The sequence below is a fragment of the Paracoccus sp. MA genome, assembly GCF_020990385.1.
Classification (GTDB): domain Bacteria; phylum Pseudomonadota; class Alphaproteobacteria; order Rhodobacterales; family Rhodobacteraceae; genus Paracoccus.
On the sequence record NZ_CP087598.1, the window covers coordinates 830869 to 856434 of the forward strand.

The 25566-nt window shown below is 69.5% G+C and carries 26 protein-coding genes; 10 read left to right on the top strand and 16 right to left on the bottom strand.

Going from position 1 to position 25566, the window contains the following annotated elements; genetic code table 11:
• The first annotated feature begins 21 nt into the window (after positions 1 to 21).
• The 4 genes from LOS78_RS11220 to LOS78_RS11235 all read left to right on the top strand — a co-directional run bounded on the left by LOS78_RS11220 (position 22) and on the right by LOS78_RS11235 (position 4616).
• Positions 22 to 1104, top strand: coding sequence for an ABC transporter substrate-binding protein (locus tag LOS78_RS11220; protein WP_230378271.1), 1083 nt, complete (start codon positions 22 to 24; stop codon positions 1102 to 1104).
• 98 nt (positions 1105 to 1202) lie between these two features.
• Positions 1203 to 2282 (top strand): ABC transporter substrate-binding protein, encoded by a 1080-nt coding sequence (locus tag LOS78_RS11225; RefSeq protein WP_028712030.1) that lies wholly within the window; start codon positions 1203 to 1205, stop codon positions 2280 to 2282.
• A 73-nt stretch (positions 2283 to 2355) separates the two neighbouring features.
• Entirely contained in the window at positions 2356 to 3657 is a 1302-nt protein-coding gene (locus LOS78_RS11230) for an ABC transporter permease (RefSeq protein ID WP_036698793.1), read from the top strand.
• 5 nt (positions 3658 to 3662) lie between these two features.
• Positions 3663 to 4616 (top strand): ABC transporter permease, encoded by a 954-nt coding sequence (locus LOS78_RS11235; RefSeq protein WP_230378272.1) that lies wholly within the window; start codon positions 3663 to 3665, stop codon positions 4614 to 4616.
• 35 nt (positions 4617 to 4651) lie between these two features.
• On the opposite strand, the gene LOS78_RS11240 is transcribed toward LOS78_RS11235, so the two are convergent.
• The 13 genes from LOS78_RS11240 to LOS78_RS11300 all read right to left on the bottom strand — a co-directional run bounded on the left by LOS78_RS11240 (position 4652) and on the right by LOS78_RS11300 (position 15718).
• Positions 4652 to 5596 (bottom strand): AEC family transporter, encoded by a 945-nt coding sequence (locus LOS78_RS11240; RefSeq protein WP_230378273.1) that lies wholly within the window; start codon positions 5594 to 5596, stop codon positions 4652 to 4654.
• Positions 5593 to 6393, bottom strand: coding sequence for an MBL fold metallo-hydrolase (locus LOS78_RS11245; protein WP_028712034.1), 801 nt, complete (start codon positions 6391 to 6393; stop codon positions 5593 to 5595). Before LOS78_RS11245 ends, LOS78_RS11240 begins: the two co-directional genes overlap by 4 nt.
• Positions 6390 to 7187: a TatD family hydrolase gene (locus LOS78_RS11250; protein WP_230378274.1), complete on the bottom strand. Its 798-nt coding sequence runs from the start codon at positions 7185 to 7187 to the stop codon at positions 6390 to 6392. The genes LOS78_RS11245 and LOS78_RS11250 overlap by 4 nt, the downstream gene beginning before the upstream one ends.
• A gap of 13 nt (positions 7188 to 7200) precedes the next feature.
• Positions 7201 to 8283 carry a DNA polymerase III subunit delta' gene (locus LOS78_RS11255; RefSeq protein WP_230378275.1) on the bottom strand — a complete coding sequence of 361 codons (1083 nt, stop codon included), beginning with the start codon at positions 8281 to 8283 and terminating at the stop codon, positions 7201 to 7203.
• A complete protein-coding gene (gene tmk, locus LOS78_RS11260) occupies positions 8280 to 8894 on the bottom strand; it encodes a dTMP kinase (RefSeq protein WP_230378276.1) in 615 nt (204 codons plus the stop codon). Before tmk ends, LOS78_RS11255 begins: the two co-directional genes overlap by 4 nt.
• 15 nt (positions 8895 to 8909) lie before the next feature.
• Complete coding sequence (locus tag LOS78_RS11265; RefSeq protein WP_028712038.1) at positions 8910 to 10067, bottom strand: D-alanyl-D-alanine carboxypeptidase family protein; 1158 nt, start codon at positions 10065 to 10067, stop codon at positions 8910 to 8912.
• Between the two features lie 106 nt (positions 10068 to 10173).
• Complete coding sequence (lexA, locus tag LOS78_RS11270; protein WP_028712039.1) at positions 10174 to 10872, bottom strand: transcriptional repressor LexA; 699 nt, start codon at positions 10870 to 10872, stop codon at positions 10174 to 10176.
• A 110-nt stretch (positions 10873 to 10982) separates the two neighbouring features.
• Positions 10983 to 12155: a gephyrin-like molybdotransferase Glp gene (gene glp / locus LOS78_RS11275; RefSeq protein ID WP_230378277.1), complete on the bottom strand. Its 1173-nt coding sequence runs from the start codon at positions 12153 to 12155 to the stop codon at positions 10983 to 10985.
• A gap of 9 nt (positions 12156 to 12164) precedes the next feature.
• Positions 12165 to 12635, bottom strand: a complete 471-nt coding sequence (gene moaC, locus LOS78_RS11280) for a cyclic pyranopterin monophosphate synthase MoaC (RefSeq protein ID WP_230378278.1) — start codon at positions 12633 to 12635, stop codon at positions 12165 to 12167.
• Positions 12632 to 13423, bottom strand: coding sequence for an indole-3-glycerol phosphate synthase TrpC (gene trpC, locus LOS78_RS11285; protein WP_230378279.1), 792 nt, complete (start codon positions 13421 to 13423; stop codon positions 12632 to 12634). The genes moaC and trpC overlap by 4 nt, the downstream gene beginning before the upstream one ends.
• 9 nt (positions 13424 to 13432) lie before the next feature.
• The gene (locus LOS78_RS11290; RefSeq protein ID WP_230378280.1) at positions 13433 to 14101 is read right to left on the bottom strand and encodes a uracil-DNA glycosylase; all 669 of its coding nucleotides are present in this window, start codon (positions 14099 to 14101) and stop codon (positions 13433 to 13435) included.
• Positions 14094 to 15131 carry an anthranilate phosphoribosyltransferase gene (gene trpD, locus LOS78_RS11295; RefSeq protein WP_230378281.1) on the bottom strand — a complete coding sequence of 346 codons (1038 nt, stop codon included), beginning with the start codon at positions 15129 to 15131 and terminating at the stop codon, positions 14094 to 14096. Before trpD ends, LOS78_RS11290 begins: the two co-directional genes overlap by 8 nt.
• Positions 15128 to 15718 (bottom strand): aminodeoxychorismate/anthranilate synthase component II, encoded by a 591-nt coding sequence (locus LOS78_RS11300; RefSeq protein WP_028712045.1) that lies wholly within the window; start codon positions 15716 to 15718, stop codon positions 15128 to 15130. The genes trpD and LOS78_RS11300 overlap by 4 nt, the downstream gene beginning before the upstream one ends.
• 128 nt (positions 15719 to 15846) lie before the next feature.
• On the opposite strand from LOS78_RS11300, the gene LOS78_RS11305 reads away from it, so the two are divergent.
• The 5 genes from LOS78_RS11305 (at position 15847) to LOS78_RS11325 (ending at position 22685) form a co-directional block, all read left to right on the top strand.
• Positions 15847 to 16644 carry a hypothetical protein gene (locus tag LOS78_RS11305; protein ID WP_230378282.1) on the top strand — a complete coding sequence of 266 codons (798 nt, stop codon included), beginning with the start codon at positions 15847 to 15849 and terminating at the stop codon, positions 16642 to 16644.
• Between the two features lie 10 nt (positions 16645 to 16654).
• Entirely contained in the window at positions 16655 to 17830 is a 1176-nt protein-coding gene (locus LOS78_RS11310; protein WP_230378283.1) for an aminotransferase, read from the top strand.
• Between the two features lie 126 nt (positions 17831 to 17956).
• On the top strand, positions 17957 to 19906 hold the full coding sequence (locus LOS78_RS11315; protein WP_230378284.1) for a peptidylprolyl isomerase: 1950 nt from the start codon (positions 17957 to 17959) through the stop codon (positions 19904 to 19906).
• A complete protein-coding gene (gene trpE / locus LOS78_RS11320) occupies positions 19906 to 21408 on the top strand; it encodes an anthranilate synthase component I (RefSeq protein WP_230378285.1) in 1503 nt (500 codons plus the stop codon). The genes LOS78_RS11315 and trpE overlap by 1 nt, the downstream gene beginning before the upstream one ends.
• Before the next feature lie 11 nt (positions 21409 to 21419).
• The gene (locus LOS78_RS11325; protein ID WP_230378286.1) at positions 21420 to 22685 is read left to right on the top strand and encodes a glycoside hydrolase family 5 protein; all 1266 of its coding nucleotides are present in this window, start codon (positions 21420 to 21422) and stop codon (positions 22683 to 22685) included.
• A gap of 134 nt (positions 22686 to 22819) precedes the next feature.
• On the opposite strand, the gene gpt is transcribed toward LOS78_RS11325, so the two are convergent.
• From gpt to fabI, 3 genes are read right to left on the bottom strand one after another with little or no spacing between them, the layout of a single operon-like run.
• Complete coding sequence (gene gpt, locus LOS78_RS11330; protein ID WP_028712050.1) at positions 22820 to 23317, bottom strand: xanthine phosphoribosyltransferase; 498 nt, start codon at positions 23315 to 23317, stop codon at positions 22820 to 22822.
• Between the two features lie 9 nt (positions 23318 to 23326).
• Positions 23327 to 23929 carry a LysE family translocator gene (locus tag LOS78_RS11335; protein ID WP_230378287.1) on the bottom strand — a complete coding sequence of 201 codons (603 nt, stop codon included), beginning with the start codon at positions 23927 to 23929 and terminating at the stop codon, positions 23327 to 23329.
• A gap of 9 nt (positions 23930 to 23938) precedes the next feature.
• Positions 23939 to 24739, bottom strand: coding sequence for an enoyl-ACP reductase FabI (gene fabI, locus LOS78_RS11340; protein ID WP_371257417.1), 801 nt, complete (start codon positions 24737 to 24739; stop codon positions 23939 to 23941).
• A gap of 110 nt (positions 24740 to 24849) precedes the next feature.
• Here fabI and pdxH point away from each other — a divergent pair, with 110 nt between their 5' ends.
• Positions 24850 to 25512: a pyridoxamine 5'-phosphate oxidase gene (pdxH, locus tag LOS78_RS11345; protein WP_028712053.1), complete on the top strand. Its 663-nt coding sequence runs from the start codon at positions 24850 to 24852 to the stop codon at positions 25510 to 25512.
• The last annotated feature ends 54 nt before the right edge of the window (positions 25513 to 25566 follow it).

A 25566-nucleotide genomic window follows, 5' to 3' on the forward strand; every position in this document is an offset into this window, starting at 1 on the left:
GCAAGAAACCAGGGAGTTATGATGAAACGCACGCTGATACTGACCACTGCGCTGATCGCCGTCGCGGCTGCGGCCCAGGCGCAGGACAAGCAGGTCAACCTGCTGTCCTGGGGCGGCGCCTACGGCATGAGCCATGTCGAGGCCTATGCCCAGCCCTTCGAGGCCAAGACCGGCATCAAGGTCCAGGTCTCGGATGCCGACAACCCCGCGACCCCGGTCAAGGCGCAGGTCGAGGCGGGCAATGTCTCGATCGACGTGGCCTCGGTCGAATATGCCGATGCCGTGCGGCTTTGCGACGAGGGCCTGCTGGAAGAGATCGATCCGGCGATCCTGACCCCCGCCGCCGACGGCACCCCGGCCGCCGAGGATTTCATCGAGGGCGCGATCACCGACTGCTTCGTCGGCACGGACGTCTATTCGATGATCCTGGCCTATGACGACACGAAGTTCCCGGATGCCAAGCCGGCCGGCGCGGCGGATTTCTTCGACACGGCCAAGTTCCCCGGCAAGCGCACCATGCGCAAGGGCGCCAAGTTCAACCTGGAATTCGCCCTGATGGCCGACGGCGTCGCGCCCGATAAGGTCTATGAGGTGCTGGGCACGCCCGAGGGCGTCGACCGCGCCTTCGCCAAGCTCGACAGCATCAAGAACAACGTGATCTGGTGGGAAGCCGGCGCCCAGCCGCCGCAGCTGCTGGCCGATGGCGAGGTCTCGATGGCCTTCGCCTTCAACGGCCGGATCTTCAACGCCGCCCAGCAGGAGGGCAAGCCCTTCAATATCGTCTGGGACGGCCAGATCTACGAGATGGAGGGCTGGGTGATGCCGAAGGGCGCACCCAACCCCGAGGCCGCGAAGGAGTTCATCGCCTTCTCGACCGCGCCCGAGCAGCAGGCCCGCGCCGCCGAGTTCATCAGCTATGGTCCGCCGCGCGTCTCGGCCGCCGCGCTGGTCGGCAATATCGAGGGCACCGAGGTGCCGATGGGGCCGAACCTGCCCACCTATGCCGAGAACCTCGAAAACGCGCTGGCCTCGAATCTCGACTTCTGGGTCGATCACGACGCCGAGCTGCAAGAGCGGTTCAACGCCTGGCTGGCGTCGAACTGATGCGATTGCCGCGGCGGGCATCGTCCCGCCGCGGCCCGCCGAAAGCCCGAACGGGCCAAAGAACGGCCAGAGAGCCGAAACACCAACGGGAGTAAATCATGAAAACCACTCTGATCCTGACCTCGGCGCTGTGCAGCCTCGGTCTGGCGGCCCATGCCCAGAACAAGGAGGTCAACGTCGTCTCCTGGGGCGGCGCCTATGAAAGATCGCAGGTCGAGGCCTATAACATTCCGTTCGCCGAACAGACCGGCATCAAGGTGAACATGCTGGCCGCCGACAACCCGGCCACGCCGCTGAAGGCGCAGGTCGAGGCGGGCAACGTCACCGGCGACGTCTTCGATATCGAGGTCTCGGACGCGATCCGGCTTTGCGACGAGGGCGCGCTGGTCGAGATCGACCCCGCCATCCTGCCGGCCGCGCCGGACGGCACGCCCGCCACCGAGGACTTCATCCCCGGCGCATTGCAGGAATGCGCCGTGGCCAACATCTTCTGGGGCACGGTCATCGCCTTCGACACCACGAAATTCGAAGGCGAGAAACCCTCCACCGCGGCGGATTTCTTCGACACCGCCAAGTTCCCGGGCAAGCGCGGCCTGCCCAAGAACCCCAAGCGCACCCTGTATCTGGCGCTGATCGCCGACGGCGTGGCGCCCGACCAGATCTATGAGGTGCTGGGCACGCCCGAAGGCGTCGACCGCGCCTTCGCCAAGCTCGACACCATCAAGCGCGACGTGGTCTGGTGGGAGGCCGGCGCCCAGCCGGTGCAGCTGCTGGCCGATGGCGAGGTGGTGATGGCGACCGGCTATAACGGCCGCTTCTTCGACGCCATGGTCGGCGAGGGCAAGCCCTTCGAGATCATCTGGGACGGGCAATACATGGACATGGACATGTTCGTCATTCCCAAGGGCTCGCCCAATCCCGAGGCGGCGCTGGAATACCTGAAATTCGCCACCGCCACCGAACAGCTGGCCAATCAGGCGAAATACATCGCCTATGGCCCGTCGCGGCAAAGCTCGGCGGCGCTGGTCGGGCTGTATCAGGACGGCAAGACCGAGATGGGGCCGCATATGCCGACCAATCCCGAATACATGCAGACCGCGGTCATGGACGACCCGGAATTCTGGGCCGACCACTCGGCCGAGCTGGCCGAGCGTTTCAACGGCTGGCTCGCCAACTGACCTCTGAATCGTGCCGCGGCCCGCTGGTTCGGGCCGCGGCTTCCGACCAAGGATTGCCTGACGAAGGACCCAGATGGCCAAAGCCCTTGACCCCCATGCCGCGATCGTGACCGAGGCCGGCGGCCTCGACGAAGGCGGAACGCTGAGAACCGCCGACGGCCGTCCGCTGAAGTCTGCGCTTGCGCGCAGCTCGCGCCGGGCGCGGCGGCGCGCCTTCCTGCTGGTGCTGCCGCTTTTGCTGTTCGTCCTGATCACCTTCGTGATGCCGATCGGGCAGATGCTGCAGCGGTCGGTCAAGAACGAAGGCTTTTCGGCCAACATGCCGCAGCTGACCGCCTGGTTCCACGACAACCCGCGCGGCACCGAGCCCGACGATGCCGCCTGGGCGGCGCTGGCCGCCGACCTGACCGCCGCCGCCCAGGCGCGCACCGTGGGCGTGGTCGGCACTCGCATCAATTACGACATGCCGGGCACGCGTTCGTTGTTCACTTCGGCCGGGCGGCAGGCGCGCGGCGGCATCGAGCCGCCCTATCGCGAGGCGATCCTGGACATGGACGCCAGATGGGGCAACCCGCGGCTGTGGTCGGTGATGCGCGAGGCTTCCTCGCCCTATACCACCAACTTCTACCTCGCGGCGGTGGACCGCACCCGGGACGAGCAGGGCAACATCACCGCCGCCCCGGCGCAGCAGCAGATCTACGGCAAGCTGTTCCTGCGCACCTTCTGGCTGTCTCTGGTCATCACCTTCACCACCTTCCTGCTGGGCTTTCCGATCGCGCATCTGCTGGCCACCCTGCCGATGCGGCAGTCGAACCTGCTGATGATCCTGGTGCTGCTGCCGTTCTGGACCTCGCTTCTCGTCAGGACCACGGCCTGGATCGTGCTGTTGCAGCAGCAGGGCGTGGTCAACGACGTGCTGGTCTGGCTGGGGGTGATCGGCAACAACCAGCGGTTGCAGATGATCTTCAACCAGACCGGCACGATCATCGCCATGACCCATATCCTGCTGCCCTTCATGATCCTGCCGCTCTATTCGGTGATGCGCACCATCAATCCCAGCTACGTGCGCGCCGCGCGCAGCCTGGGCGCGACCAGCTGGACCGCCTTCCGCCGCATCTATTTCCCGCAGACCCTGCCGGGGCTGGGGGCGGGGGCGCTTCTGGTCTTCATCCTGGCGGTGGGCTATTACATCACCCCCGCGCTGGTCGGCGGCTCGTCGGGCCAGCTGATCTCCAACATGATCGCGATGCACATGACGCAGACGCTGAACTGGTCCATGGCGGCCGCGCTGGCGGCGCTGCTTCTGGGCGGGGTTCTGATCCTCTACTGGGTCTATGACCGGCTCGTCGGCATCGACAACCTGAAACTGGGATAACGGCCATGGCGCTTCCAACCTACGCATCGCCGCTGGAAAAGGTCTGGCACTACACCTATCTGGTGATCTGCGGCGCGATCTTCTTCTTCCTGATCGCGCCCATCGTGGTGATCATCCCGCTAAGCTTCAACGCCGAGCCCTATTTCACCTTCACCGACCGGATGCTGTCCTTCGACCCCGACGGCTATTCGCTGCGCTGGTATGACAGCCTGCTGACCTTCGGCATGGCGCGGCCGGACGCGCCGCGCGACCTGAACTGGTGGGCGGATGCCTGGCGGAACGCGAAATGGGTGAACGCGGCGAAAAGCTCGATCATCATCGGCTTCTTCTCGACCATCCTCGCCACCGTGCTGGGCACGCTGGCGGCGCTGGGGCTGTCGCGGCCCGAGATGCCCTATCGCCGCGCGATCATGGCGATGCTGATCTCGCCCATGATCGTGCCGATCATCATCACCGCGACGGGGATGTTCTTCTTCTACTCGAACCCCTGCGAGCCGCTGACCTGGATCGGGCTGAACCCCGGCTGCGGCAAGCTGGCCGGCACCTATCTGGGCGTGATCCTGGCCCATGCCACGCTGGGCATCCCCTTCGTCATCATCACGGTGACGGCGACGCTGATCGGCTTCGACCAGTCGCTGAACCGTGCGGCGGCCAGCCTGGGGGCGAATCCGCGCACCACCTTCTTCCGCATCACCATGCCGCTGATCCTGCCGGGGGTGATCTCGGGGGCGCTGTTCGCCTTCGTGACCTCCTTCGACGAGGTGGTGGCGGTGCTGTTCATCGCCGGGCCGGACCAGCAGACCATCCCGCGCCAGATGTGGAACGGCATCCGCGAGCAGATCTCGCCCGCCATCCTCGCCGTGGCGACGCTGCTGGTGATCTTCTCCATCGCGCTGCTCACCACCGTCGAGCTGCTGCGGCGAAGATCCGAACGGCTGCGCGGCGTGACGCCGAGGTGATGCCGGACGCCGCCCTTCGGGGCGGCGTTTGCGCATCAGGGCAGGGCGGCCAGCCAGAACCAGACCGTCAGCATCGACAGGCCCGTCGCCACCAGCACCGCCGAGGCCGAGACGCGCTTGGCCACCCCGTAAAGCGCGGCGAAGAGATAGGCGTTGACCCCCGGCGGCATGGCGGCCGTCACCACGGCCGAGCGCATCTCGGCCATGCTCAGCGCGAAGATCCGGCCCAGCCCGAAGGTCACGGCCGGATGCAGCAGCAGCGAGATGCAGCAGCACATCGCGATGGCCCGCGCCTCGCCCTCGGGGCGGTAGCGATAGAGCACGCCGCCCAGCCCGAACAGCGCCGCCGGCAGCGCGGCGCTGGACATCATCCTGACCGCCGCCCAGAAGCCCTCGGGCATGACCAGCCCGGCCTGGGTCAGCAGGTTCATGGCAAAGCCGCCGAGGATGCCGATGACCAGCGGCGTGTGCAGCACGCCCGACAGCGCCCGCAGCGCCACCCCGCCCACGGACAGGTTCTGGCCCCGGGCCCGGGCGAATTCCATCGCGGTGATGCCGAAGGTGTAAAGCAGCGGCGAATGCACCGAGATGATGGTGAAGTTGCCCAGCACCGCCTCGGGCCCATAGGCGCGCTCGGTGATCGGCACCCCCAGAAGCAGCGAGTTCGAGAACAGGCAGACGAAGCCGATGGCGATGGCGTCCTCGGCGGGCCGCTTCAGCCAATAGACCGACAGGCCGGTCCCCAGCGCAAAGGACAGAAGCGCGCCGCTGTAGAAGGCCAAGAGCAGCAGCGGGTTGTAGTTCGCCCCCAGGTCCAGCCGGGCAATGGCGCCGAACAGCAGCACCGGCAGGGCGAAGTTCTGCGCAAAGCGCATGACGCCGTCGACCGCCAGCTCGGTCAGCCATCTGCGCCAGCAGACCAGATAACCGAAGCCAACCACCAGAAAGACCGGCAGGATGACGTCGAAAAGCGCGGTCATATCAGTTCGATCCGCATGCCGTCATGGGCGGGAACGACATTCTCGGGCGTCTCGCGCATGACGGCGTCGTAATCCAGGTCCACATGCATGTTGGTGATCACGCCCCGCGCGCAGCCCGAACGCGCGATCCATTCCAGCGTCAGCGCCAGATGGGCATGGCTGGGATGCGGGATGCGGCGCAGCGCGTCGCAGATGAACACCTCGCAGCCCGTGATCGTGCTCCAGGCTTCCTCGGGGATCGCCAGCACGTCGGGCAGGTAGACCAGGCTCTGCTCGATCCCGCCGATGCGGAAGCCGAGCGCATTCATGTCGCCGTGGTTGACCTCGAAAGGCGCCAGCTCGATGCTGCCGCCCGCGCCGTCGATGGCGAAAGGGCCGCGGATCGGCTGCAGGTCGCAGATCGGCGGATAGGACGAACCGGGCGGCGTCTCGAAGATATAGCCGAAGCGGGTCTTCAGCGCCGCCGCGGTCGGCAGGTCGGCCCAGACCGGCATCCGGCGGCGCATGTTGAAGACGATCTGCCGCAGGTCGTCGATGCCGTGGATATGGTCGGCATGGGCATGCGTATAGACGACCGCGTCCAGCTCACCGACCTCGGCATCCAGCAGCTGCGGCACCAGGTCGGGCCCGGTGTCGATCAGCAGCCGCGTCACCCCGTCATGGCCGTGGCGCTCGACCAGAAGCGAGCAGCGCCGGCGGCGGTTGCGCGGGTTCGCCGGATCGCATTCGCCCCAGCGGTTGCCCAGCCGGGGCACGCCGCCCGAAGAGCCACAGCCCAGGATGGTGGCCCGGATCATGCCGCGGCCTTGCGAAACAGCCGTTCGAAATTCTGCGTGGTGAGGCTGGCGAACGCGTCTTCTGTCATGCCCAGCAGCCCGGCGCCGACCCGGGCGGTATGGGCGACATAGGCCGGCTCGTTGCGCTTGCCGCGATGGGGCGGCGGGGCAAGATAGGGGGCGTCGGTCTCGACCAGGATGCGGTCGGCCGGCGCGGCGGCAAAGATCTCGCGGATCTCGGTCGAGCGCGGGAAGGCGGCGATGCCGGACATGGACAGGTAGAAACCCAGGTCCAGCGCCGCCCGCGCGAGGTCCCGCCCGCTGGTATAGCAATGCATGACCCCGGTGAAGGCGCCGGCGCGATGCTCCTCGGTCAGGATGCGGGCCATGTCCTCGTCCGCATCGCGGGAATGGACGATCAGCGGCAGGCCGGTGCGGCGCGCCGCCTCGATATGGATGCGCAGGCTTTCGGCCTGCATGGCGGCGCTGTCGGCGGTGTAGTGGTAGTCGAGCCCGGTCTCGCCGATGCCGACGAAACGCGGATGGCGCGACAGGAGGACCAGTTCCTCGACCGTAGCCAGCGGCTCCTCGGCGGCATACATCGGATGGGTGCCTGCGGCATAGAACACGCCGGGATGGGCTTCGGCGATGGCGCGCACGGCCGGTTCGTTGCGCAACCGGGTGCAGATCGTGACCATGCGGGTGACGCCCGCGGCGCGGGCGCGCGCGACCAGCTCGGCCTGCTCGCCCTCGAAATCGGGGAAGTCCAGGTGGCAATGGCTGTCCACCAGGAGGGGAAGGTCGGGTTCGGACATCGGCAGGGTTCCGTCAGACGGCGGGCTGGTTCGCAAGCCCGATCAGCATATCCATCACCAGCGCGGAAGGGTCAAGGTTGACCGCCCGCCCGGCGCGGGCCCGCGCGGAAAGCTCGGCCTGGGCGCCGGCCCAAAGCCGGGCCGCGGCCGGGTCGGGGGCGATGCGGCCAAGCACCTCGGCCTCGCCTTCTGCCGCCTCGGGCAGGGGCGCGCCCAGCAGCCCGGTGCGCGCGGCGCGGGTCAGGAAACGGTCGAGCAGGGTGACGACCAGGTCGAAGGGATCGTCCTCGGCGCCCGCGCGCCCGGCGGCGAGCTCGGCCAGGGCGGCGGCGGCGCGGCGATCCATGCGCGGATGATCGGCGAAAAGGCCGGTGATGCGCTGATAGACCGCCAGCCCGTCCTGGCCGGCCAGCCGCAGCGCCTCGCCGATCGAGCCGCCGGACAGCGCGGAGAGCCGCGCCGCATCGTGATCGAGCCCCAGATCCTGCAGCACCCGGGCCATGTCTGCGGGACCCAGCGGATGCAGCCGCAATTCGCGGCAGCGCGAGCGGATGGTCGGCAACAGCCGGGCAGGCTGGTGCGCGACCAGCAGGATCGTGGCCTCATGGGGCGGCTCCTCCAGCAGTTTCAGCAGCGCATTGGCGGCGGCCTGGTTCATCTCGTCGGCGGCGTCGATGATGGCGATGCGGCGCCCGCCCTCGGCAGCGCTCATGTGGAAGAACCCCTGAAGGCGGCGAATCTCGTCCACGGTGATCTCGGCCCGCAGGCGCAGGGTCTTTTCATCGACCGGGCGCCGGACCAGGTGCAGCCGCGGCTCGGAAAGCGCGCGGATGCGGCGCACCGCCGGATCGTCGGACGAGGCGGTCAGATCGGGCGACGCGGCCCCGCTCAGCAGCCATTTCGCGATGCCCCAGGCCAGCGTGGCCTTGCCGGTGCCGCGCGGGCCCGAGATCAGCCAGGCGTGGTGCAGCCGGTGCGCCCGGGCGGCGGCGAGGAAATCCGCCACCGCCGCGTCCTGGCCGACGACCCGCGCCGCCTCGCGCGGGTGCGGCGCGCCGGGCACCCGGTCGGGTTCGGGAAGCGGCTCGTCGGTCATGCCGGGCCATCGACGGACAGGGCGGCAAGCACGCGGGCGGCGACCTCATCCTCGCTGCCGCTGCCATCGATCACATGAATGCGCCCCGGGGCCTCGGCGGCGAGCGCCAGGAACCCCTCGCGCAGCCGGCGCTGGAAGGCGAGGCCCAACGTCTCGAACCGATCCTCGATGCCGCCGCGCGCCTGGCCGCGGGCGAGGGCGACCTCCGGGTCGATGTCGATGATGAAGGTCCGGTCCGGCTCGATGCCGATGGTCAGGCGGTGCAGCTCCTCGACCAGATGGCGCAGGTCGGCCCGGGCAAGGCCCTGATAGACGCGGCTGGAATCGGCGAAGCGGTCGGTGACGATCCAGGCGCCGCGCGCAAGGGCCGGTCGGATCAGCCGCTCGACATGGTCGCGGCGGGCGGCGGTGAACAGCAGCAGTTCCGTTTCGGGGGACCAGCGTTCGCCCCGGCCCTCGACCAGCAGGCGGCGGATTTCCTCGGCGCCCTCGCTGCCGCCGGGTTCGCGGGTCAGCAGCGTCTCGGTGCCGCGCGCGTTCAGCACCTGCGCCAACCGCCGCGCCTGGGTGGATTTGCCCGATCCGTCGATGCCCTCGAAACTGATGAACATGCGCTGGGATCGGCCTCAGTTGCGCACCGACTGGATCGCGCGCTCGCCCAGGCGGAAGGCCGCGCTTTGCATGCGGCCGAAGACGCCGCTGCGGGCCACATCGGTGGCGGCAAGCAGCGGCAGGCGGGACTGGCCCGCGCCGGGAATGTCCACGATCAGTTCGCCGAGCTGGTCGCCCTTGGTGATCGGCGCCTCGATCGGGCCCCGGAAAACCGCCTCGGCCTTGACGCCGGAGCGCGAGCCGGCGGGGATCAGCACCCGGACGCCGTCCCTGGTGGTCAGGCCGACGCGGCTCTTTTCGCCCAGCCAGACCGGGGCCTGGGTCACGATCTCGTCCTTGGGAATGATGGTGCGCATGGTGAACTGGCGATAGGCCCAGTTCACGATCCGCTCGGATTCCTCGGCCCGGGCCTTTTCGCTGGGCAGGCCGGTGATCACGAAGACGATGCGCCGGTCGCCCTGCACGGCCGAGCCGACGAGCCCGTAGCCCGCCTCCTGCGTGTGGCCGGTCTTGAGTCCATCGGCCTTCCAGTCCCCCGTGCCCAGGCGCAGCAGCGGATTGCGGTTGTTCGCATTCGAGGGCACCCGGCCCTTGTAGTTGTATTCCGTGAGCGCGAAGTTCTTGTAAAGCTCGGGAAACTCGGTGATCAGCCGGGTGGCGAGCAGGCCGAGGTCGTGCATCGACATCCGGTGCTGCGGATCCGGCCAGCCCGAGGAATTGGTGAAATGCGAATCCATCATGCCAAGCTGGCGTGCGCGTTCGTTCATCAGCCGCGCAAAGGCCTCTTCGGTGCCGGCCAGCCCCTCGGCCACGACGACGCAGGCGTCGTTGCCCGAGTTGATGATGATGCCGTGGATCAGGTCTTCGACCGTGGGGCGGTCGGCGGGCTCGACGAACATCTTCGAGCCGCCCATCTGCCAGGCCTTGGTCGAGACGGGGAAGGTCGTGTCCATCGCCACCCGGCCTTCATGCAGCGCCTCGAACAGCATGTTCAGCGTCATCAGCTTGGACATCGAGGCCGGCGGCAGCGGCTCGTCGGCATTCTTCTCCATCAGCACGGTGCCGGTCGCCACGTCGTAGACCCAGGCCGCCCGGGCATTGGTGTCGAAGGCCTGCGCCGGCAGCGCCAGGACCATGAGCAGGGCGAAGATGCGGAACGTCAGAGCGCGCATGGATTGTCCTTGACCTGTCGCGTTTGCGCCATGGTTAGCGCAGCGGGCCGGAACCCGCAACGCCGCAGGGCCGCCTGTGCCGGGCAAGTGAACCGCCGGCGCGGGCCTAGTAGCTGCGGATCAGCCCGACGAGGCGGCCCTGGATGCGCACCTTGTCCTCGGGCAGCACCCGGGTCTCGTAGGCGGGGTTCGCCGCTTCGAGCGCGATCATGCCGCCCTTGCGGCGATAGCGTTTCAGCGTCGCCTCGGATCCTTCGACCAGGGCGACGACGATGTCGCCGTTCTCGGCCGTGTCCTGTTCGCGGATCACCACCACGTCGCCGTCGTTGATCCCCGCCTCGATCATCGAATCGCCGCGCACCTCCAGCGCGTAATGCCGATCCTGGCCGGAGAGCATCGAGCCCGGTACGGCGATGTGATGCGAGACCTCGGAGATCGCCTCGATCGGGACGCCGGCGGCGATGCGGCCCATCACAGGCAGTTCCACGGCGGAAACGGCAATCTCCATCGCGCCGCGCGGCAGCGGCGCCGGGCGGTCGGGCGCGTCCCCGTCGATCACCCGCGGCTGGAAGCCGGGTCCCTTGCTGAGGCTGTCGGGCAGGCGGACGATTTCCAGCGCGCGGGCGCGATGCGGCAGGCGGCGGATGAATCCGCGTTCCTCAAGGGCGGTCACGAGGCGATGAATTCCCGATTTCGAGCGCAGGTCCAGCGCGAGTTTCATTTCGTCGAACGAGGGCGGCACCCCGTCGCGAGCCATCCGCGCCTGAATGAATTCAAGAAGCTGGATCTGTTTCTTCGTCAGCATGTTCTGCCCCTGATCTGCTGCGGCCGCCATCATGTTCATTGAATGTTCTAGCGCGGCCAATCCCTTGCGTCAATCTTTATGGCGATTCGGGTAAACTTCGGGTTAACCGGCTAGAGCGGCAGGTAGTCCATGCGCTCGCCCGCCTTGCGGGCCGGGTCGCCGGCGGGGCGGATCAGCAGGGCATCGGCCTCGGCCAGCAGCCACAGCCGGGCGGAATCCTGGTCGGGGAAGGGTTCGATGCCGGGCAGGCCGTCGCCGGGCGAGAGCCGGGCGCGCAGGTAATGCTGGCGGTCGCCCTCGGGCGGCAGGTCGCGGGTCAGCACGGCCTGCAGGGGGTCGGGCCCGGGCGGTAGGCCCTGCATGGCGCGGATCAGCGGCTGCATGAAGAGTTTCGCGCAAACCACGGCAGAGACCGGATTTCCCGGCAGGCCCAGCATGGCCGCATCGCCCATGCGCCCGGCCATCAGCGGCTTTCCGGGGCGCATGGCCAGCTTGTAGAAGCTGCGCTCCATCCCGAGATCGGCCGAGACCTTGGCGATCAGGTCGTGATCGCCGACCGAGGCGCCGCCGATGGTCACGATCAGATCGCAGCCTTCGGCCTCGGCGAAACGGTCGCGCAGGCTTTCCTCGGTGTCGCGGGCCAGCGGCAGGACCATGGGCTCGGCCCCGGCCTCGCGCGCCAGCGCGGCGATGGCGATGTCGTTCGAGCTGATGATCTGGCCCGGCGCCGGGTCCGAGCCGGGACGCACCAGTTCGTCGCCGCCGGCCAGCACGGCGACGCGCGGCCGGCGCGCGACCGTCAGCCGCGGCACGTTCATCGCCGCGAGCAGCGCCAGATCGGCGGGGCGCAGCGGGCGCGAGGGGTGAAAGGCGGAACCTTCCGAGAAATCATTGCCCTGGCGGCGGATGTTCAGGTTTGTCCCGACCTCGGTGACGGTGATGCGGTCGCCGTCGCGGGTGACGATCTCCTGCATGACCACGCGGTCGTAACCGGCGGGGACCGGCGCCCCGGTGAAGATGCGGATGGCGCTGCCGGGGGGCGTCTCGCCCGCATAGGGCACGCCCGCCGCCGCCGTGCCGATCACCGCCAGCGGCCCGGGCAGTTCGGCCGAGCGCAGCGCATAGCCATCCATGGCCGAGGCGTCGAAGGGCGGTTGCGTCAGCCGGGCGACACCCGGCGCGATCATGGCGCGGCCGAGCGCCTGTTCCAGCGCCACCTGTTCGGGCTCGGGCGGCCGGGCAAGGGCCAGGACGCGGGCGCGGGCTTCTTCGACGCTGATCATTCTTCCCCCTCAGGGCGCGCGGAAGTCGCCCGATTTGCCGCCGGTCTTGGAGAGCAGGCGGATGCCTTCGATGCGCATGTCCTTCTGCGCGGCCTTGAGCATATCATAGACGGTCAGGCAGGCGGTGGAAACGGCGGTCAACGCCTCCATCTCGACGCCGGTCTTGCCGGCCGTGCGGACGGTGGCGGTGACGCGGATGCCGGGCAGAGCCGGATCGGCCGCCAGATCGACCGAGACCTTGGTGATCGGCAGCGGATGGCAGAGCGGGATCAGGTCGGCGGTGCGCTTGGCGCCCATGATGCCGGCCAGCCGGGCCACGCCCATCACGTCGCCCTTGGCCGCGCCGCCCTGCGCCAGCGCCAGCGTCTCGGGCGCCATGACCACCACGCCCTCGGCCACCGCCTCGCGCGCCGTCTCGGGCTTTTCGGAGACATCGACCATATGCGCCTGGCCCTGGGCGTCGAAATGCGTCAGGCTCATGCCGCGAGGCCCAGGATCTGCCGGGTGGCGCCGGTCACGTCGGCCTGCCGCATCAGGCTTTCGCCGATCAGGAAGCGCCTGACCCCGGCCTCGGCCATGCGGTTCAGGTCGGCGGGGGTGAACAGCCCGCTTTCGCAGACCAGGTCGCGCCCGGGGGGCACATGCGGCGCCAGTTCCAGCGTCACGTCCAGGCTGACCTCGAAAGTCTTGAGGTTGCGGTTGTTCACGCCGATCAGCGGCGATTTCAGACGCAGCGCGCGGTCCAGTTCCTCGCGGTCGTGGACCTCGACCAGCGCGTCCATGCCCCAATGGATGGCCGCGTCCTCGAGTTCGGCGGCCAGCGTGTCGTCGACCGAGGCCATGATGATCAGGATGCAATCGGCACCCCAGGCGCGGGCCTCGGCCACCTGATAGGTGTCATAGAGGAAATCCTTGCGCAGCGCCGGCAGGCCGCAGGCATCGCGCGCGGCGGTCAGGAACTCGGGCGCGCCCTGAAAGCTGGGGGCGTCGGTCAGCACCGAAAGGCAAGCCGCCCCCCCGGCTTCATAGGCGCGGGCCAGCGCCGGCGGGTCGAAATCCGGGCGGATCAGGCCCTTGGAGGGGCTGGCCTTCTTGATCTCGGCGATCAGTGCATGGCCGGTCGCGGCCTTCGCGGCCAGCGCGCGGGCAAAGCCGCGCGGGGCCGAGGCGGCGCGGGCGGCAGCCTCGACGCCCGACAGCGGCCGGGCGGCCTTGGCGGCGGCGATTTCTTCCAGCTTGTAGGCCTTGATGCGGTCGAGAATGTCCATGACGTCGGTTTACCCCGCGGCGGCGGTTTCGGAAAGGGCCCAGTCGATCACCGGCTCGTCCCGCGCCCGCAGCCAGTCGTTCACCCGGCTAAACGGGCGCGAGCCGAAGAAACCGCGCCGCGCCGAAAGCGGCGAGGGATGCGCGCTTTCGATCACCAGGTCCTGCGGGCGCGGCAGTCCGGCCAGCGCCTTCTGCGCATGGGCACCCCAGAGGATGAAGGCCAGCGGGCGCTGCCGCTGCGCGCGGGCGACGGCCTGACGCGCCAGCTTCTCCCAGCCCCATTTCGCATGCGCCCCGGCCTGTCCGGGCAGCACTGAAAGCGAGGTGTTGAGCAGCAGCACCCCCTGCCGCGCCCAATGGCTCAGGTCGCCGTTCGGGGGCGCGGCGCCGATATCCTCGCGCAGCTCGGCATAGATGTTCTTCAGCGAGCGCGGCAGCGCGGTTTCCGGCGTGACCGAAAAGGCCAGCCCGTTGGCATGGCCGGGCGTCGGATAGGGGTCCTGGCCCAGGATCACCACCCGCACCTGCTCGGGCGGGGTCAGCTCCAGCGCGGTGAAGACGTGGGCGGGGCCGGGCAGCCAGTCGCGCTCCGGCAGCCGGGCGGCGATGGTCGGCCAGTCCTGCTGAAAGAATGGCAGATCGGCCCAGGCGCGAGGGACGGCGGCGGGTTCAGTCATAAGCTTCCGGCGCGCCGACCTCGGCCGCCAGCGCGGCCAGCTTGGCCTTGGCCTTGCCGCTGTCGATGGCGTCGCGGGCGATCTCGGCGCCCTCGCGCAGGTCGCCGGCCTTACCCGCGATCAGCAGCGCGGCGGCGGCGTTCAGCACGACCGCGTCGCGATAGGCGCCCGGCGCGCCGTCCAGCAGCGCCCGCAGCGCCGCGGCGTTCTGCGCCGGATCGCCGCCCAGGATCGCCTCGAACGGATGCACCGGCAGGCCGGCATCCTCGGGCGATATCTGGAACTCGGTGATCTCGCCGTCCTTCAGCTGCGCCACCCAGGTCGGCTCGGCGATCGAGATCTCGTCGGTGCCGTCGCTGCCATGCACCAGCCAAGCGGCCTCGCTGCCCAGCTCGCGCAGCGTCTCGGCCATCGGCCGGTTCCAGACCCGGTCGAAGGTGCCGGTCAGCTGCCGCCGCACCCCGCCGGGATTGGTCATCGGCCCCAGCAGGTTGAAGATCGTCCGCGTGCCCAGTTCCGCCCGCGCCGGGCCGACATGGCGCATGGCGGGATGATGCACCGGCGCCATCATGAAGCAGATGCCGGTGGCGGCCAGCGCCCGCTCGGCGATCTCGGGGGTGGACATGACGTTCAGCCCCAGATGGGTCAGCGCATCGGCCGAGCCCGATTTCGAGGACAGGTTGCGGTTGCCATGCTTGGCGACCGGCACGCCGGCGCCCGCGACCACGAAGGCCGTGGCGGTCGAGATGTTCAGCGTGCCCTTGCCGTCGCCGCCGGTGCCGACGATGTCCATGGCGCCCGCGGGGGCCTTGATGCGGTTCATCCGTGCGCGCATGGCGCGGGTGGCGGCGGCCATCTCCTCGACCGTCTCGCCGCGCACGCGCATCGCCATCAGCAGCCCGCCGATCTGGGCGGGGGTGGCCGCGCCCTCGAACAAGGCGCCGAAGGCCGCCTCGGCCTCGGTGCCGGTCAGCGGCCGGCTGGCGGCCAGGCCGATCAGCGGCCGGATGTCGGTGACGGCGGCGCTCATGCGGCCGCGCCCAGGTTCTGGCAGCGGCGCAGGAAGTTGCGGATCATGTCGTGGCCGTATTCCGAGGCGATGCTTTCGGGGTGGAACTGCACGCCCTCGACCGGCAGGGTCTTGTGCACCAGCCCCATGATGGTGCCGTCGGCGGCGGTGGCGGTGACGCGCAGGCAGTCGGGCAGGCTTTCCGGCTCGACCGTCAGCGAGTGATAGCGCGTCGCGGTCAGGGGCGAGGGCAGGCCGGCGAAGACCCCGGTGCCGTCATGGCTGATCGCGTCGGTCTTGCCATGCACGATGCGCGAGGCGCGCACCACCTTGCCGCCGAAGGCCTCGCCGATGGCCTGATGGCCCAGGCAGACGCCGAACAGCGGCACGCCCCTTTCCGCCGCCGCCTTGATCAGCGGCACGATGATGCCGGCATGGGCCGGATCGCAGGGCCCGGGCGAGATGACGATGCCCTGCGCGCCCATCTCCAGCGCCTCCTCGACGGAAAGCACGTCGTTGCGGCGCACGACCACATCCGCCCCGGCCTCGCCCATGTAATGCACGAGGTTCCAGGTGAAGCTGTCGTAATTGTCGATGAGCAGGATCATGGCGGGGCCTTGCATTGGGGGGTGAACCCCGGAAAATCTGCGGCTATAGATGGGCTAAAGCCTTGCGGTGGGTCAAGCCCGCGGGCAAGAAAAACCGGCGTGAAAGCCAAGGGCGGGACGGTCGAGGCATGGCAAGAGGGTTCGCGACGGGTCTGGTTCATGGCGTGCTGGTCTGCGGCGCCGCGTTGGCCGCGCTGTCGCTGGCCCTGCCGCAGCCGCCGCGTCCGGCCCCGCTGCCCGCCGCCGGCGAAAGCGGGCGGAGGGAGCCGACCGCCGAGGCCGTCGAGGCGCCGGCAATCCCGGCGCCGGAGCCGTCGGAACCGCCCGCCGATCCGGCCTCTGTCGCGCCGCCTGCCGAGGCAGCCGCAACCGAGGGGTCGGAACCCGCTCGACCGGGAGCGCCCGGCGAGGCAGCGACCGGGCCGGGCGCCGCCACCTCGCTCTCGGTGCCGGCCGAATCCGAATTTGCCCGCAGCACCGACATGCAGCCGCAGCGCCCCGCGCCGCTGGCCGGCGAGCCGCCGGCGCGGCCCGCCGCCCCCGCCGTCCCGCAGCCCGCCGGCGAGGCGGCGCCGACCCGTGCCGATGCCGCCGACAGCCGGCCCGAAACCCCGGCCCAGGCCCCCAGCGCCCCCGAGATGACGCCGCCCGAGGCCGGCCCCGCCGATCTGCCCGACCCGGCGGCCGAGGCGCCGATCCCGGTGCCGCCGCCCGGCAAGGTGGTGGTGCCCAGCCTCGACCGGGTGCCCGAGCGGGCGCTGCCCGCCGCTGCCCCGACGGCCGCAGGCACGCCGGAACCGCCGGCCGCGGCTGCCCCGGCCGAGCCGAGCCCGGAGGAGGAAGCCGCCGCCCCGCCGTCTGCCGCGGGCTCGGGCTTCGACCTGTCCACGCCGCCGGATTTCGGCGGATTGCGCCTCACCGACTGAGACCCTGCCCATGCTGCCGCTCAATCCCGCCCTTGCCGCCACCTTCCGCCCGCCGGTGATGGAGGCCCGCCGCTGGCTGCAAGGGCTGGCTTTCCCGCCCGAGCGGCCGCTGATCAACCTCAGCCAGGCCGCGCCGGTCGAACCGCCGCCGGAAGCCCTGCGCCGCGCCATGGCCGAGGCGGCGCTGGAGCGGCCCGACGCGCATCTCTACGGCCCGGTGCTGGGCCGTCCCGAACTGCGCGAGGCGGTGGCCCGCGACTGGAGCCGCGCCTATGCCGGCCCTATCCGCCCCGAAGAGGTCGCGATCACCCAGGGCTGCAACCAGGCGTTCTGCGCCGCCATCCAGACGCTGGCCCGGGCGGGGGACGAGGTGATCCTGCCCACGCCCTGGTATTTCAACCACAAGATGTGGCTGGACATGCAGGGCATCCGCGCCGTGCCGCTGCGCTGCGGTCCGGGCATGCTGCCCGACGCCGAGGCGGCCGCCCGGCTGATCTCGGACCGCTCGCGCGCCATCGTGCTGGTCAGCCCCAACAATCCCTCGGGCACGGAATATCCGGCCGAATTGTTGCACGCCTTCTTCGAACTGGCGCGGTCGCGCGGGCTGGCGCTGGTCCTGGACGAGACCTATCGCGATTTCGACGCGCGCGAGGACGCGCCGCACGACCTGTTCGCCGATCCCGACTGGGGCGACACGCTGATCCATCTCTACAGCTTCTCGAAAGCCTATCGGCTGACCGGGCATCGCGTCGGCGCGCTGATCGCCAGCCCGGCCCGCATGGCCCAGATCGAGAAGTTCCTCGACACCGTCGCCATCTGCGCCGGCCAGCTGGGCCAGATCGGCGCCGCCTGGGGCATGGCGAACCTGAGGGACTGGCTGGCCGGCGAGCGGGCCGAGATCCTGGCCCGTCGCAACGCCATGGCCCAGGGCATGGCGGCGCTGCCGGGCTGGCGCGTCAAGGGCTGCGGCGCCTATTTCGCCTGGGTCGAGCATCCCTTCGACATGCCCGCGCCGGAGCTGGCGCAACGCCTGCTGCGCGAGGCCGGGGTGCTGCTGCTGCCCGGCACCATGTTCATGCCCGCGGACGATCCCGAGGCCGCGCGCCACCTGCGCATCGCCTTCGCCAATGCCGACCGGGACGGCATCGCGGCGCTGATGCGGCGGCTGGAGGCCTTCCGGCCCTGATGGCGCCGACCGGATTGTGAAGGGCGGGAGGAGGCGTCGCGGCGTCGCGGCACTTGCCGCCGGGCCCTTGGCATCCTAAAGACTTGCGCTGACTGACAAGAACAAGTGGCGGGGCACGGCGACAAGATGCGGGGCAAGGGCAAATCGACCATCGTCTGGTTGCTGATGGGCATGCTGGTTCTGGGGCTGGGCGGCTTCGGCGTCACCAATTTCTCGGGCGGCTCGGCGGATATCGGCTCGGTCGGCGATGTCGGGATTTCGTCGCAGGACTATGCCCGCACCCTGCGCGCCGAGATGCAGGACTTCTCGGCCCGCACCGGACGGCAGATCAGCGCCGCCGAGGCCAAGGCCATCGGCGTCGATCAGGCGGCGCTGGCGCGGCTTTACACCGCCGCCGCGCTTGAGGCCGAGGCGAACCGGGTGGGCGTCTCGGTCGGCGACAAGGCGGTGGCCGAGCAGATCACCGGCATGTCCGCCTTTCGGGGCATGAACGGCCAGTTCGACCGCAATATCTATGCCGACGCGCTGCGCCGCGAGGGGATGCGCGAGGCCGAGTTCGAACACGATCTGCGCATGGACTTGGCCCGGCTGATCCTGCAGCGCGCGGCGCTGGCCGGGGTCGAGGCGCCGCAGCCGGTGGTGGCGCTGACCCAGGGCTGGCTGCTGGAGACCCGCGACATCCACTGGCGCGAGCTGACCGCCAAGGACCTGCCCGCCCCGGTCGCCGCCCCCGACGAGGCGACGCTGCAAGCCTGGCACAAGGCCAATGCCGACCGCTTCACCGCGCCCGAGATCCGCAAGATCACCTATGTCTGGCTGACCCCCGAGATGCTGGAGGACGAGGTCGAGGTCGATGAGCAGGCGCTGCGCGATCTCTACCAGGACCGCATCGACGAGTTCCAGCAACCCGAGCGCCGCATGGTCGAGCGGCTGGTCTTTCCCACCGTCGCCGCCGCCGAAGAGGCGAAGGCCCGCATCGACCGCGGCGAGGTCACCTTCGAGCAGCTGGCCGCCGAGCGCGGCCTGACGCTGGCCGATATCGATCTGGGCGAGGTCAGCCAGGCAGAACTGGGCGCCGCCGGCGAGGCGGTCTTTGCGCTGGACCAGCCCGGCGTCGCCGGCCCGGCCAGCTCGGAACTTGGGCCGGCGCTGTTCTCGATGAACGCGATCCTGGAGCCGCTGGACATCCCCTTCGAGCAGGCCCGCGACGACCTGCGGCTGGAGGCGGCGGTCGATCGCGCCCGCCGCCAGATCGAGGAACGCTCGGGCGAGTTCGCCGACCTGCTGGCCGGCGGCGCGACGCTGGAGGACATGGCCCGCGACACGCCGATGCGGCTGGGCCAGATCGACTGGAGCGCGGGCGCCGAGGCCGATCCCGACGGCATCGACGCCTATCCCGAATTCCGCCAGCGCGCGGCGCAACTGACCGAGAAGGACTTTCCCGAGCTGTTCGAAACCGAGGATGGCGGCGTCTTCGCCCTGCGGCTGGACGAGCTCGTGCCGCCGGCGCTGATCCCCTTCGAGGAGGTGCGGGACCGGGTGGCCGAGGACTGGACCCGCAACGAGACGCATCGCCAGCTGCTGGCGCTGGCCGAGGAGCGCCGCGTCGAGGCCGAGGCGGCCGCCGAGCCCGGCATCGGGCCGGCCCCGGCGGCGGCGACCGCGCCGGTCGCCCAGGCCCTTGGCGCCGCGGCGCCCGCCAGCGGCGACGCCGAGGCCGCGGCCGCGGACAAGCCCGCCCCCGCACCCGGCACGCCGGCGCCGAACCTGTCCCGCGGCGGCTTCATCAACGGCGTGCCGCAGGACGTGGTGGCCCAGGCCTTCGAAATCGCCGAGGAAGGCGCGACCGAGGTGGTCGATGCCGAGAACCGGGTCTTTCTGGTGACGCTGGACAAGATCCATCCCGCCGCGACCGATGGCGAGGAGGGCGCGCAGATCCGTGCCGGCATCTCGGCCCGGCTGGCGGATTCGCTGCGCCAGGACGTCTTCGACTATTTCGCCCGCGCGCTTCAGGCCCAAGGCGGCGTCACCCTGAACCAGACCGCCGTGGATGCGGTGAACGCGCAGGTCCAGTGATGGAGATCGCCCCCGATTTCGCCGCATTCGAACGCGGCTGGGCCCAGGGCCGCAACCAGTTGCTGACCATCCGGCTGGCGGCAGACCTCGATACGCCGGTCAGCCTGATGCTGAAGTTGGCCGAGGCGGCGCCGAATTCCTTCATGCTGGAAAGCGTCACCGGCGGCGAGGTGCGCGGCCGCTATTCCTTCGTCGGCATGAAGCCGGACCTGATCTGGGAATGCCGCGACGGCAAGGCGCGCATCAACCGCAACGCCCGCTATTCGGACGAGTTCGCGGAAGACGACCGCCCGGCGCTGGACAGCCTGCGCGCCCTGATCGCGGAAAGCCGCATTGACATGCCCGAGGGCGTGCCGGCCGGCGCGGCGGGGCTTTTCGGCTATCTGGGTTATGACATGATCCGGCTGGTCGAGCGGCTGCCCGACGTGAACCCCGACCCCCTTGGCCTGCCCGATGCGATGATGATGCGCCCCTCGGTCGTCGCGGTGCTGGACGGCGTCAAGGGCGAGGTGGCTCTTTGCGCCCCCGCCTGGCATGACGCGGCCACGCCTGCCCGCGCCGCCTATGCCCAGGCGGCCGAGCGGCTGATGGAGGCGCTGCGCTCGCTCGACCGCCAGCCCAGCGAGCCGCGCGCGCTTGGCCACGACCTGAAGATCGGCGAATTGCGCAGCAATTTCAGCAAGGAATCCTATCTCGCGGCGGTGGAAAAGGCCAAGGACTACATCCGCGCCGGCGACATCTTCCAGGTGGTGCCCTCGCAACGCTGGGCGATGGATTTCCCGCTGCCGCCCTTCGCGCTCTATCGCAGCTTGCGGCGCACCAATCCCTCGCCCTTCATGTTCTTCCTGAACTTCGGCGGTTTCCAGATCGTCGGCGCCTCGCCCGAGATCCTGGTGCGGCTGCGCGAGGGCCAGGTCACCGTCCGCCCCATCGCCGGCACCCGCCCGCGCGGCGCGACCCCGGCCGAGGACGACGCGCTGGAGGCCGACCTGCTGGCCGACCAGAAGGAACTGGCCGAGCATCTGATGCTTCTGGACCTGGGCCGCAACGATGTCGGTCGGGTGGCGAAGATGGGCACCGTCACGCCGACCGAGCAATTCATCGTCGAGCGCTATAGCCACGTCATGCACATCGTCTCGAACGTCGTGGGCGAGCTGCGCGAGGGCGAGGATGCGCTTTCGGCGTTGCTGGCGGGGATGCCCGCCGGCACCGTCTCGGGCGCGCCCAAGGTCCGGGCGATGGAGATCATCGACGAGCTCGAGCCCGAGAAGCGCGGCGTCTATGCCGGCGGCGTCGGCTATTTCGCCGCCAATGGCGAGATGGACATGTGCATCGCGCTGCGCACCGGGGTGATCAAGGACGGCCAGCTTTACATCCAGGCCGGCGGCGGGGTGGTCTATGACAGCGACCCCGAGGCCGAATTCATGGAGACGGTGAACAAGAGCCGCGCCCTGCGCCGTGCGGCGGAAGAGGCGGCGCGCTTCGTGCGCGGGAACGGCTAGGGGCGGCGCCGGTGGCGCCGTCGACCCGGCCGATCCTGCGCCCGCGCGGCCTGTTTCGGGCAGTCGGTGAAGGCACCCTTGCCGCCGGCGCGACCTTCCGCCGGTCCGCGACGGCCGCTCTCTGCCTTGCCCTGGCGCAGCCTGCCGCAGCCGCCGACCTGATCGGCTTCTGGGACAGTCCGCAGCCCGGGGCGAACGGCTTCAACGCCGCGCCGCAGGACCAGGCCTATTTCCGCGCCCTGGCCGGAACCGGGGCGACCTGGGTGCGGCTGTCCTTCAGCAAGTGGAAAGGCAAGGGCCGCGACTTCCTGATCGGCGATGCCGACCGCTATGCCGGCCTTGTTCCCGAGGATCTCGCCACCCTGCGCCGGGTGCTGGACGATGCCCATGCGGCGGGGCTGAAGGTGGTGGTCGTGCCGCTGAGCCTGCCGGGTGGTCGCTGGTCGCAGCAGAACGGCGGCGCATACGACGACCGCATCTGGTCCGAGGCCGGCTATCAGGACCAAGCCGTCCGGTTCTGGGCCGATCTGGCGGCGGCATTGCAGGACCATCCGGCGGTCGCCGGCTACAACATCCTGAATGAGCCGGCGCCGGAAAAGCACGGCGGCCCGGCCGAGAACGGCACGGAGCAGGCGCTGCGCTCCTGGCAGGCCGAACAGTCGGGCGGCCTGCGCGATCTGCCCGGCTTCTACGCCCGTACCATCGCGGCGATCCGTGCTGCCGATCCGGTGACGCCCATCATGGTCGATGGCGGCTGGTTCGCCAATCCGCGCTCGCTGGCGGCATGGCCGGCGCCGCTGGCGGACGGCAGGGTGCTTTACGCCTTCCACATGTATGAACCCTATGCCGCGACCAGCGCCCCGAACCTGCAGCGCGACGCGCCGCTGCGCTATCCCGGCGCGGTGGCGGCCTATGCCGGGGGCGAGCGGGCCTGGGACCGCGCCGCCGTCGCCGCCCATATCGGCACGGCCTTCGACTGGGCCGCAGCGCAGGGCCTGCCGTCCACCCGCATCGTCGCCGCCGAATTCGGCTGCATGCGGCGCTGGCCCGATTGCGGCGCCTATCTGACCGACGTCCTTGACGCCGTCGAGGCGCGCGGCGGCCATTGGGCCTTCTATTCCTTCCGCGAGGACGAATGGGAGGGGATGGATTACGAGCTTCCCGCCAGCCTGCCGCCCGGCCGGTTCTACTGGCTGACCGAAGAGGGGCGGGCGGATGAGCTGCCGCGCGACGGCGCGCTCATGGAACTGCTGCGGGACCGGATGCGGCGGCCATAGGGCGGCCGCCCGCCCTGTCCATGAGCGATGCCGCACGCCGGTCCCGCCGGAAAACCCGGCAATCGGTGGCCAAGCGGGTGCTGGGGCCCCGGGCGGCTGTGCGGGACGCGACCCGCGCAGCCGTTGCGTGCCGCTTAGTCCTCGCCGCGATAGGGCTGGACGTATTGCAGCGCCATGTCCCAGGGAAAGAAGATCCAGGTATCTTGGCTCACCTCGGTCACATAGGTCTGCACCATCGGCCGGCCCTTGGGCTTGGCATAGACGGTGGCGAAATGCGCCTTGGGATACATCGTCCGCACATGTTCCAGCGTGCGGCCGGAATCGACCAGGTCGTCAATCACCAGGATGCCGTCGCCGTCCAGCATCACCGCCGGGTCGGGGGCCTTCAGCACCTTGACCTCGCCGCGCTCCTGCCCGCCCTTGCCGTGATAGGATTTCACCGAGATCGTGTCGATGACGCGAATGTCCAGTTCGCGCGCGACGATCATCGCCGGCGCCAGCCCGCCCCGGGTGATGGCCAGGATCGCCCGCCATTCTCGGTCCTCCAGCCGCCAGGCAAGGGCGCGGGAATCGCGGTGGATCTGGTCCCAGCTGATGTGGAATCCGCGTTCATGGGGCAGGCGATCGTTCATGCTGGCTCCTTAACGGTTGACGATCAACAGCAGCCCCAGCAGCGCCATGGCAATGCTGGCGGCCCGGTCGATCCAGAACTTGGCGGCAAAATAGCGCGCGCGCATGATGGCTGTCGACATCAGAACCGCCACCAGCGCATACCAGAAAAGCTCGGTCGCAAGGCAGAGGCCGTAGATCAACCCCTGGCGCGCCGGGCCCATCGGCGCGGGAAAGACCGACAGGATCAGCGCGGCATAGAACAGCGCCGGCTTGGGATTCGAGAGATTGAGCGCGATGCCGCCCCAGTAGCCCCTGGAGGCGCCGCCCGCCGCCTGCGGCAGCGGCCGGGTCGAGGCGCGCCACAGCGCCCAGGCGAACCACAGCAGATAGAAGCCGCCGAAGATCTTCAGCGCCGTGAACAGCGCCGGATGCAGCCGGAACAGCACCGCCAGCCCGGCCAGCGCGAAGAGGCACCAGAGCGAGGCCCCGGTGGCCAGCCCCAGCGCATAGGGCAGGGCGCGGGCGCGGCCATGGGCAAAGGCGGTCTGCACCGTGGCGATGATCGCCGGGCCGGGCGTCAGGATCGCCAGCGACAGCGCCGAGACAAGCGCGATGACTTGCTCGACGCTCATCGCCGGGGATCAGTCCTTCTTCGTGGTGGCGATGTCGGGGGCGTCGACGGCCTTCATGCCGACGATGTGATAGCCCGAATCGACGTGATGCGTCTCGCCGGTCACGCCCGAGCCCAGGTCGGACAGCAGGTAGAGCGCCGACTTGCCGACCTCCTCCTGGCTGACGTTGCGGCGCAGGGGCGAGTTCAGCTCGTTCCATTTCAGGATATAGCGGAAGTCGCCGATGCCGCTGGCGGCCAGCGTCTTGATCGGCCCGGCCGAGATGGCGTTGACGCGGATGCCGTCCTTGCCGAAATCCTCGGCCAGGTAGCGCACCGAGGCCTCGAGCGCCGCCTTGGCCACGCCCATGACATTGTAATGCGGCATGACCCGCTCGGCCCCGTAATAGGTCAGGGTCAGCATCGAGCCGCCCGGCCGCATCATCGCGGCGGCGCGGCGCGCTACGGCCGTGAAGGAATAGACCGAAATATCCATGGTCATCAGGAAGTTGTCGCGCGTGGTATCGGCATAGCGGCCGCGCAGCTGCTCCTTGTCGGAAAAGCCGATGGCGTGGACGATGAAGTCCATGCTGTCCCAGCGCCCGCGCAGCGTCTCGAACAGCGCGTCGATCGAAGCCTCGTCCGAGACGTCGCATTCCGCGAGGAAGTCGGAGCCGACCTGTGCCGCCAGCGGCTCGACCCGGCGCTTGAGCGCCTCGCCCTGATAGGAAAAGGCAAGTTCGGCGCCCTGGTCGGCCAGCGCCTTCGCGATGCCCCAGGCGATGGACTTGTCATTCGCCAGGCCCATGATGAGGCCGCGGCGACCCTTCATCAGCCCCGTACCGCCTTCACTTGACATGATGCTGCCCCTCGCGCTTCTTCGGTTTTCAGCAGGATTAGGACAACTGCAGGGAGGCATCAAGTGTCGGTGAGCAGGCAGCCATGAGCGACCGCAGCGGAATTTTCGCGGGCGACGACCCTTTTGCCATCGCGCGCAGCTGGCTCGCCGAGGCGGAACGGACCGAGCCGAACGACGCCAGCGCCATGGCGCTGGCCACCGTGGACGCGGCGGGCCTGCCCGACGTGCGCATGGTGCTGCTGAAAGAGATCGAGGGCGCCGGCACCGAGGGCGCCTTCGTCTTCTACACCAATTTCGAAAGCGCCAAGGGCGTCGAGATCGAGGCCACAGGCGTCGCCGCATTCGTCATGCACTGGAAATCGCTGCGCCGGCAGATCCGCGTGCGCGGCCATGTCAGCCGCGTCGAGCCCGAGCTGGCCGATGCCTATTATGCCTCGCGGCCGCTGCAGTCGCGCATCGGCGCCTGGGCGTCGCGGCAAAGCCGGCCGCTGGCCAGCCGCGCCGCGCTGATGGCCGAGGTGGCGCGGCTGGGAATCAATCTGGGGTTGAATCCGCCGCGACCGCCCCATTGGGGGGGCTACCGAATCCGCCCGGTGCAGATCGAGTTCTGGGCCGATGGCGCCTTCCGGCTGCACGACCGCTTTCGCTGGACGAGAAGCGATTATCAAGGCGAAAACAGCGGATTGCCGCCAGATGGGCGGCAGTTTACGCAAAGTTTCTGGCAAGTGTGCCGTCTTAGCCCTTGATGCGGGTCCGCGATTTATCCATGGTATGGAAAACCTGACCAATCCGGCTCTACC

Coding starts and splice junctions, on each gene's coding strand:
- LOS78_RS11245 (WP_028712034.1), bottom strand. CDS start 6,393: ATGATCCGGGCCACCATCCTGGGCTGTGGCTCTTCGGGCGGCGTGCCC.
- glp (WP_230378277.1), bottom strand. CDS start 12,155: ATGATCAGCGTCGAAGAAGCCCGCGCCCGCGTCCTGGCCCTTGCCCGG.
- LOS78_RS11310 (WP_230378283.1), top strand. CDS start 16,655: ATGCTGCCGCTCAATCCCGCCCTTGCCGCCACCTTCCGCCCGCCGGTG.
- LOS78_RS11255 (WP_230378275.1), bottom strand. CDS start 8,283: ATGACCGACGAGCCGCTTCCCGAACCCGACCGGGTGCCCGGCGCGCCG.
- pdxH (WP_028712053.1), top strand. CDS start 24,850: ATGAGCGACCGCAGCGGAATTTTCGCGGGCGACGACCCTTTTGCCATC.
- LOS78_RS11225 (WP_028712030.1), top strand. CDS start 1,203: ATGAAAACCACTCTGATCCTGACCTCGGCGCTGTGCAGCCTCGGTCTG.
- LOS78_RS11305 (WP_230378282.1), top strand. CDS start 15,847: ATGGCAAGAGGGTTCGCGACGGGTCTGGTTCATGGCGTGCTGGTCTGC.
- fabI (WP_371257417.1), bottom strand. CDS start 24,739: ATGAAGGGTCGCCGCGGCCTCATCATGGGCCTGGCGAATGACAAGTCC.
- LOS78_RS11315 (WP_230378284.1), top strand. CDS start 17,957: ATGCGGGGCAAGGGCAAATCGACCATCGTCTGGTTGCTGATGGGCATG.
- LOS78_RS11300 (WP_028712045.1), bottom strand. CDS start 15,718: ATGATCCTGCTCATCGACAATTACGACAGCTTCACCTGGAACCTCGTG.
- moaC (WP_230378278.1), bottom strand. CDS start 12,635: ATGAGCCTGACGCATTTCGACGCCCAGGGCCAGGCGCATATGGTCGAT.
- lexA (WP_028712039.1), bottom strand. CDS start 10,872: ATGCTGACGAAGAAACAGATCCAGCTTCTTGAATTCATTCAGGCGCGG.
- LOS78_RS11240 (WP_230378273.1), bottom strand. CDS start 5,596: ATGACCGCGCTTTTCGACGTCATCCTGCCGGTCTTTCTGGTGGTTGGC.
- trpE (WP_230378285.1), top strand. CDS start 19,906: ATGGAGATCGCCCCCGATTTCGCCGCATTCGAACGCGGCTGGGCCCAG.
- tmk (WP_230378276.1), bottom strand. CDS start 8,894: ATGTTCATCAGTTTCGAGGGCATCGACGGATCGGGCAAATCCACCCAG.
- LOS78_RS11290 (WP_230378280.1), bottom strand. CDS start 14,101: ATGACTGAACCCGCCGCCGTCCCTCGCGCCTGGGCCGATCTGCCATTC.
- LOS78_RS11335 (WP_230378287.1), bottom strand. CDS start 23,929: ATGAGCGTCGAGCAAGTCATCGCGCTTGTCTCGGCGCTGTCGCTGGCG.
- LOS78_RS11265 (WP_028712038.1), bottom strand. CDS start 10,067: ATGCGCGCTCTGACGTTCCGCATCTTCGCCCTGCTCATGGTCCTGGCG.
- LOS78_RS11235 (WP_230378272.1), top strand. CDS start 3,663: ATGGCGCTTCCAACCTACGCATCGCCGCTGGAAAAGGTCTGGCACTAC.
- LOS78_RS11220 (WP_230378271.1), top strand. CDS start 22: ATGAAACGCACGCTGATACTGACCACTGCGCTGATCGCCGTCGCGGCT.
- trpD (WP_230378281.1), bottom strand. CDS start 15,131: ATGAGCGCCGCCGTCACCGACATCCGGCCGCTGATCGGCCTGGCCGCC.
- trpC (WP_230378279.1), bottom strand. CDS start 13,423: ATGGACATTCTCGACCGCATCAAGGCCTACAAGCTGGAAGAAATCGCC.
- LOS78_RS11230 (WP_036698793.1), top strand. CDS start 2,356: ATGGCCAAAGCCCTTGACCCCCATGCCGCGATCGTGACCGAGGCCGGC.
- gpt (WP_028712050.1), bottom strand. CDS start 23,317: ATGAACGATCGCCTGCCCCATGAACGCGGATTCCACATCAGCTGGGAC.
- LOS78_RS11250 (WP_230378274.1), bottom strand. CDS start 7,187: ATGTCCGAACCCGACCTTCCCCTCCTGGTGGACAGCCATTGCCACCTG.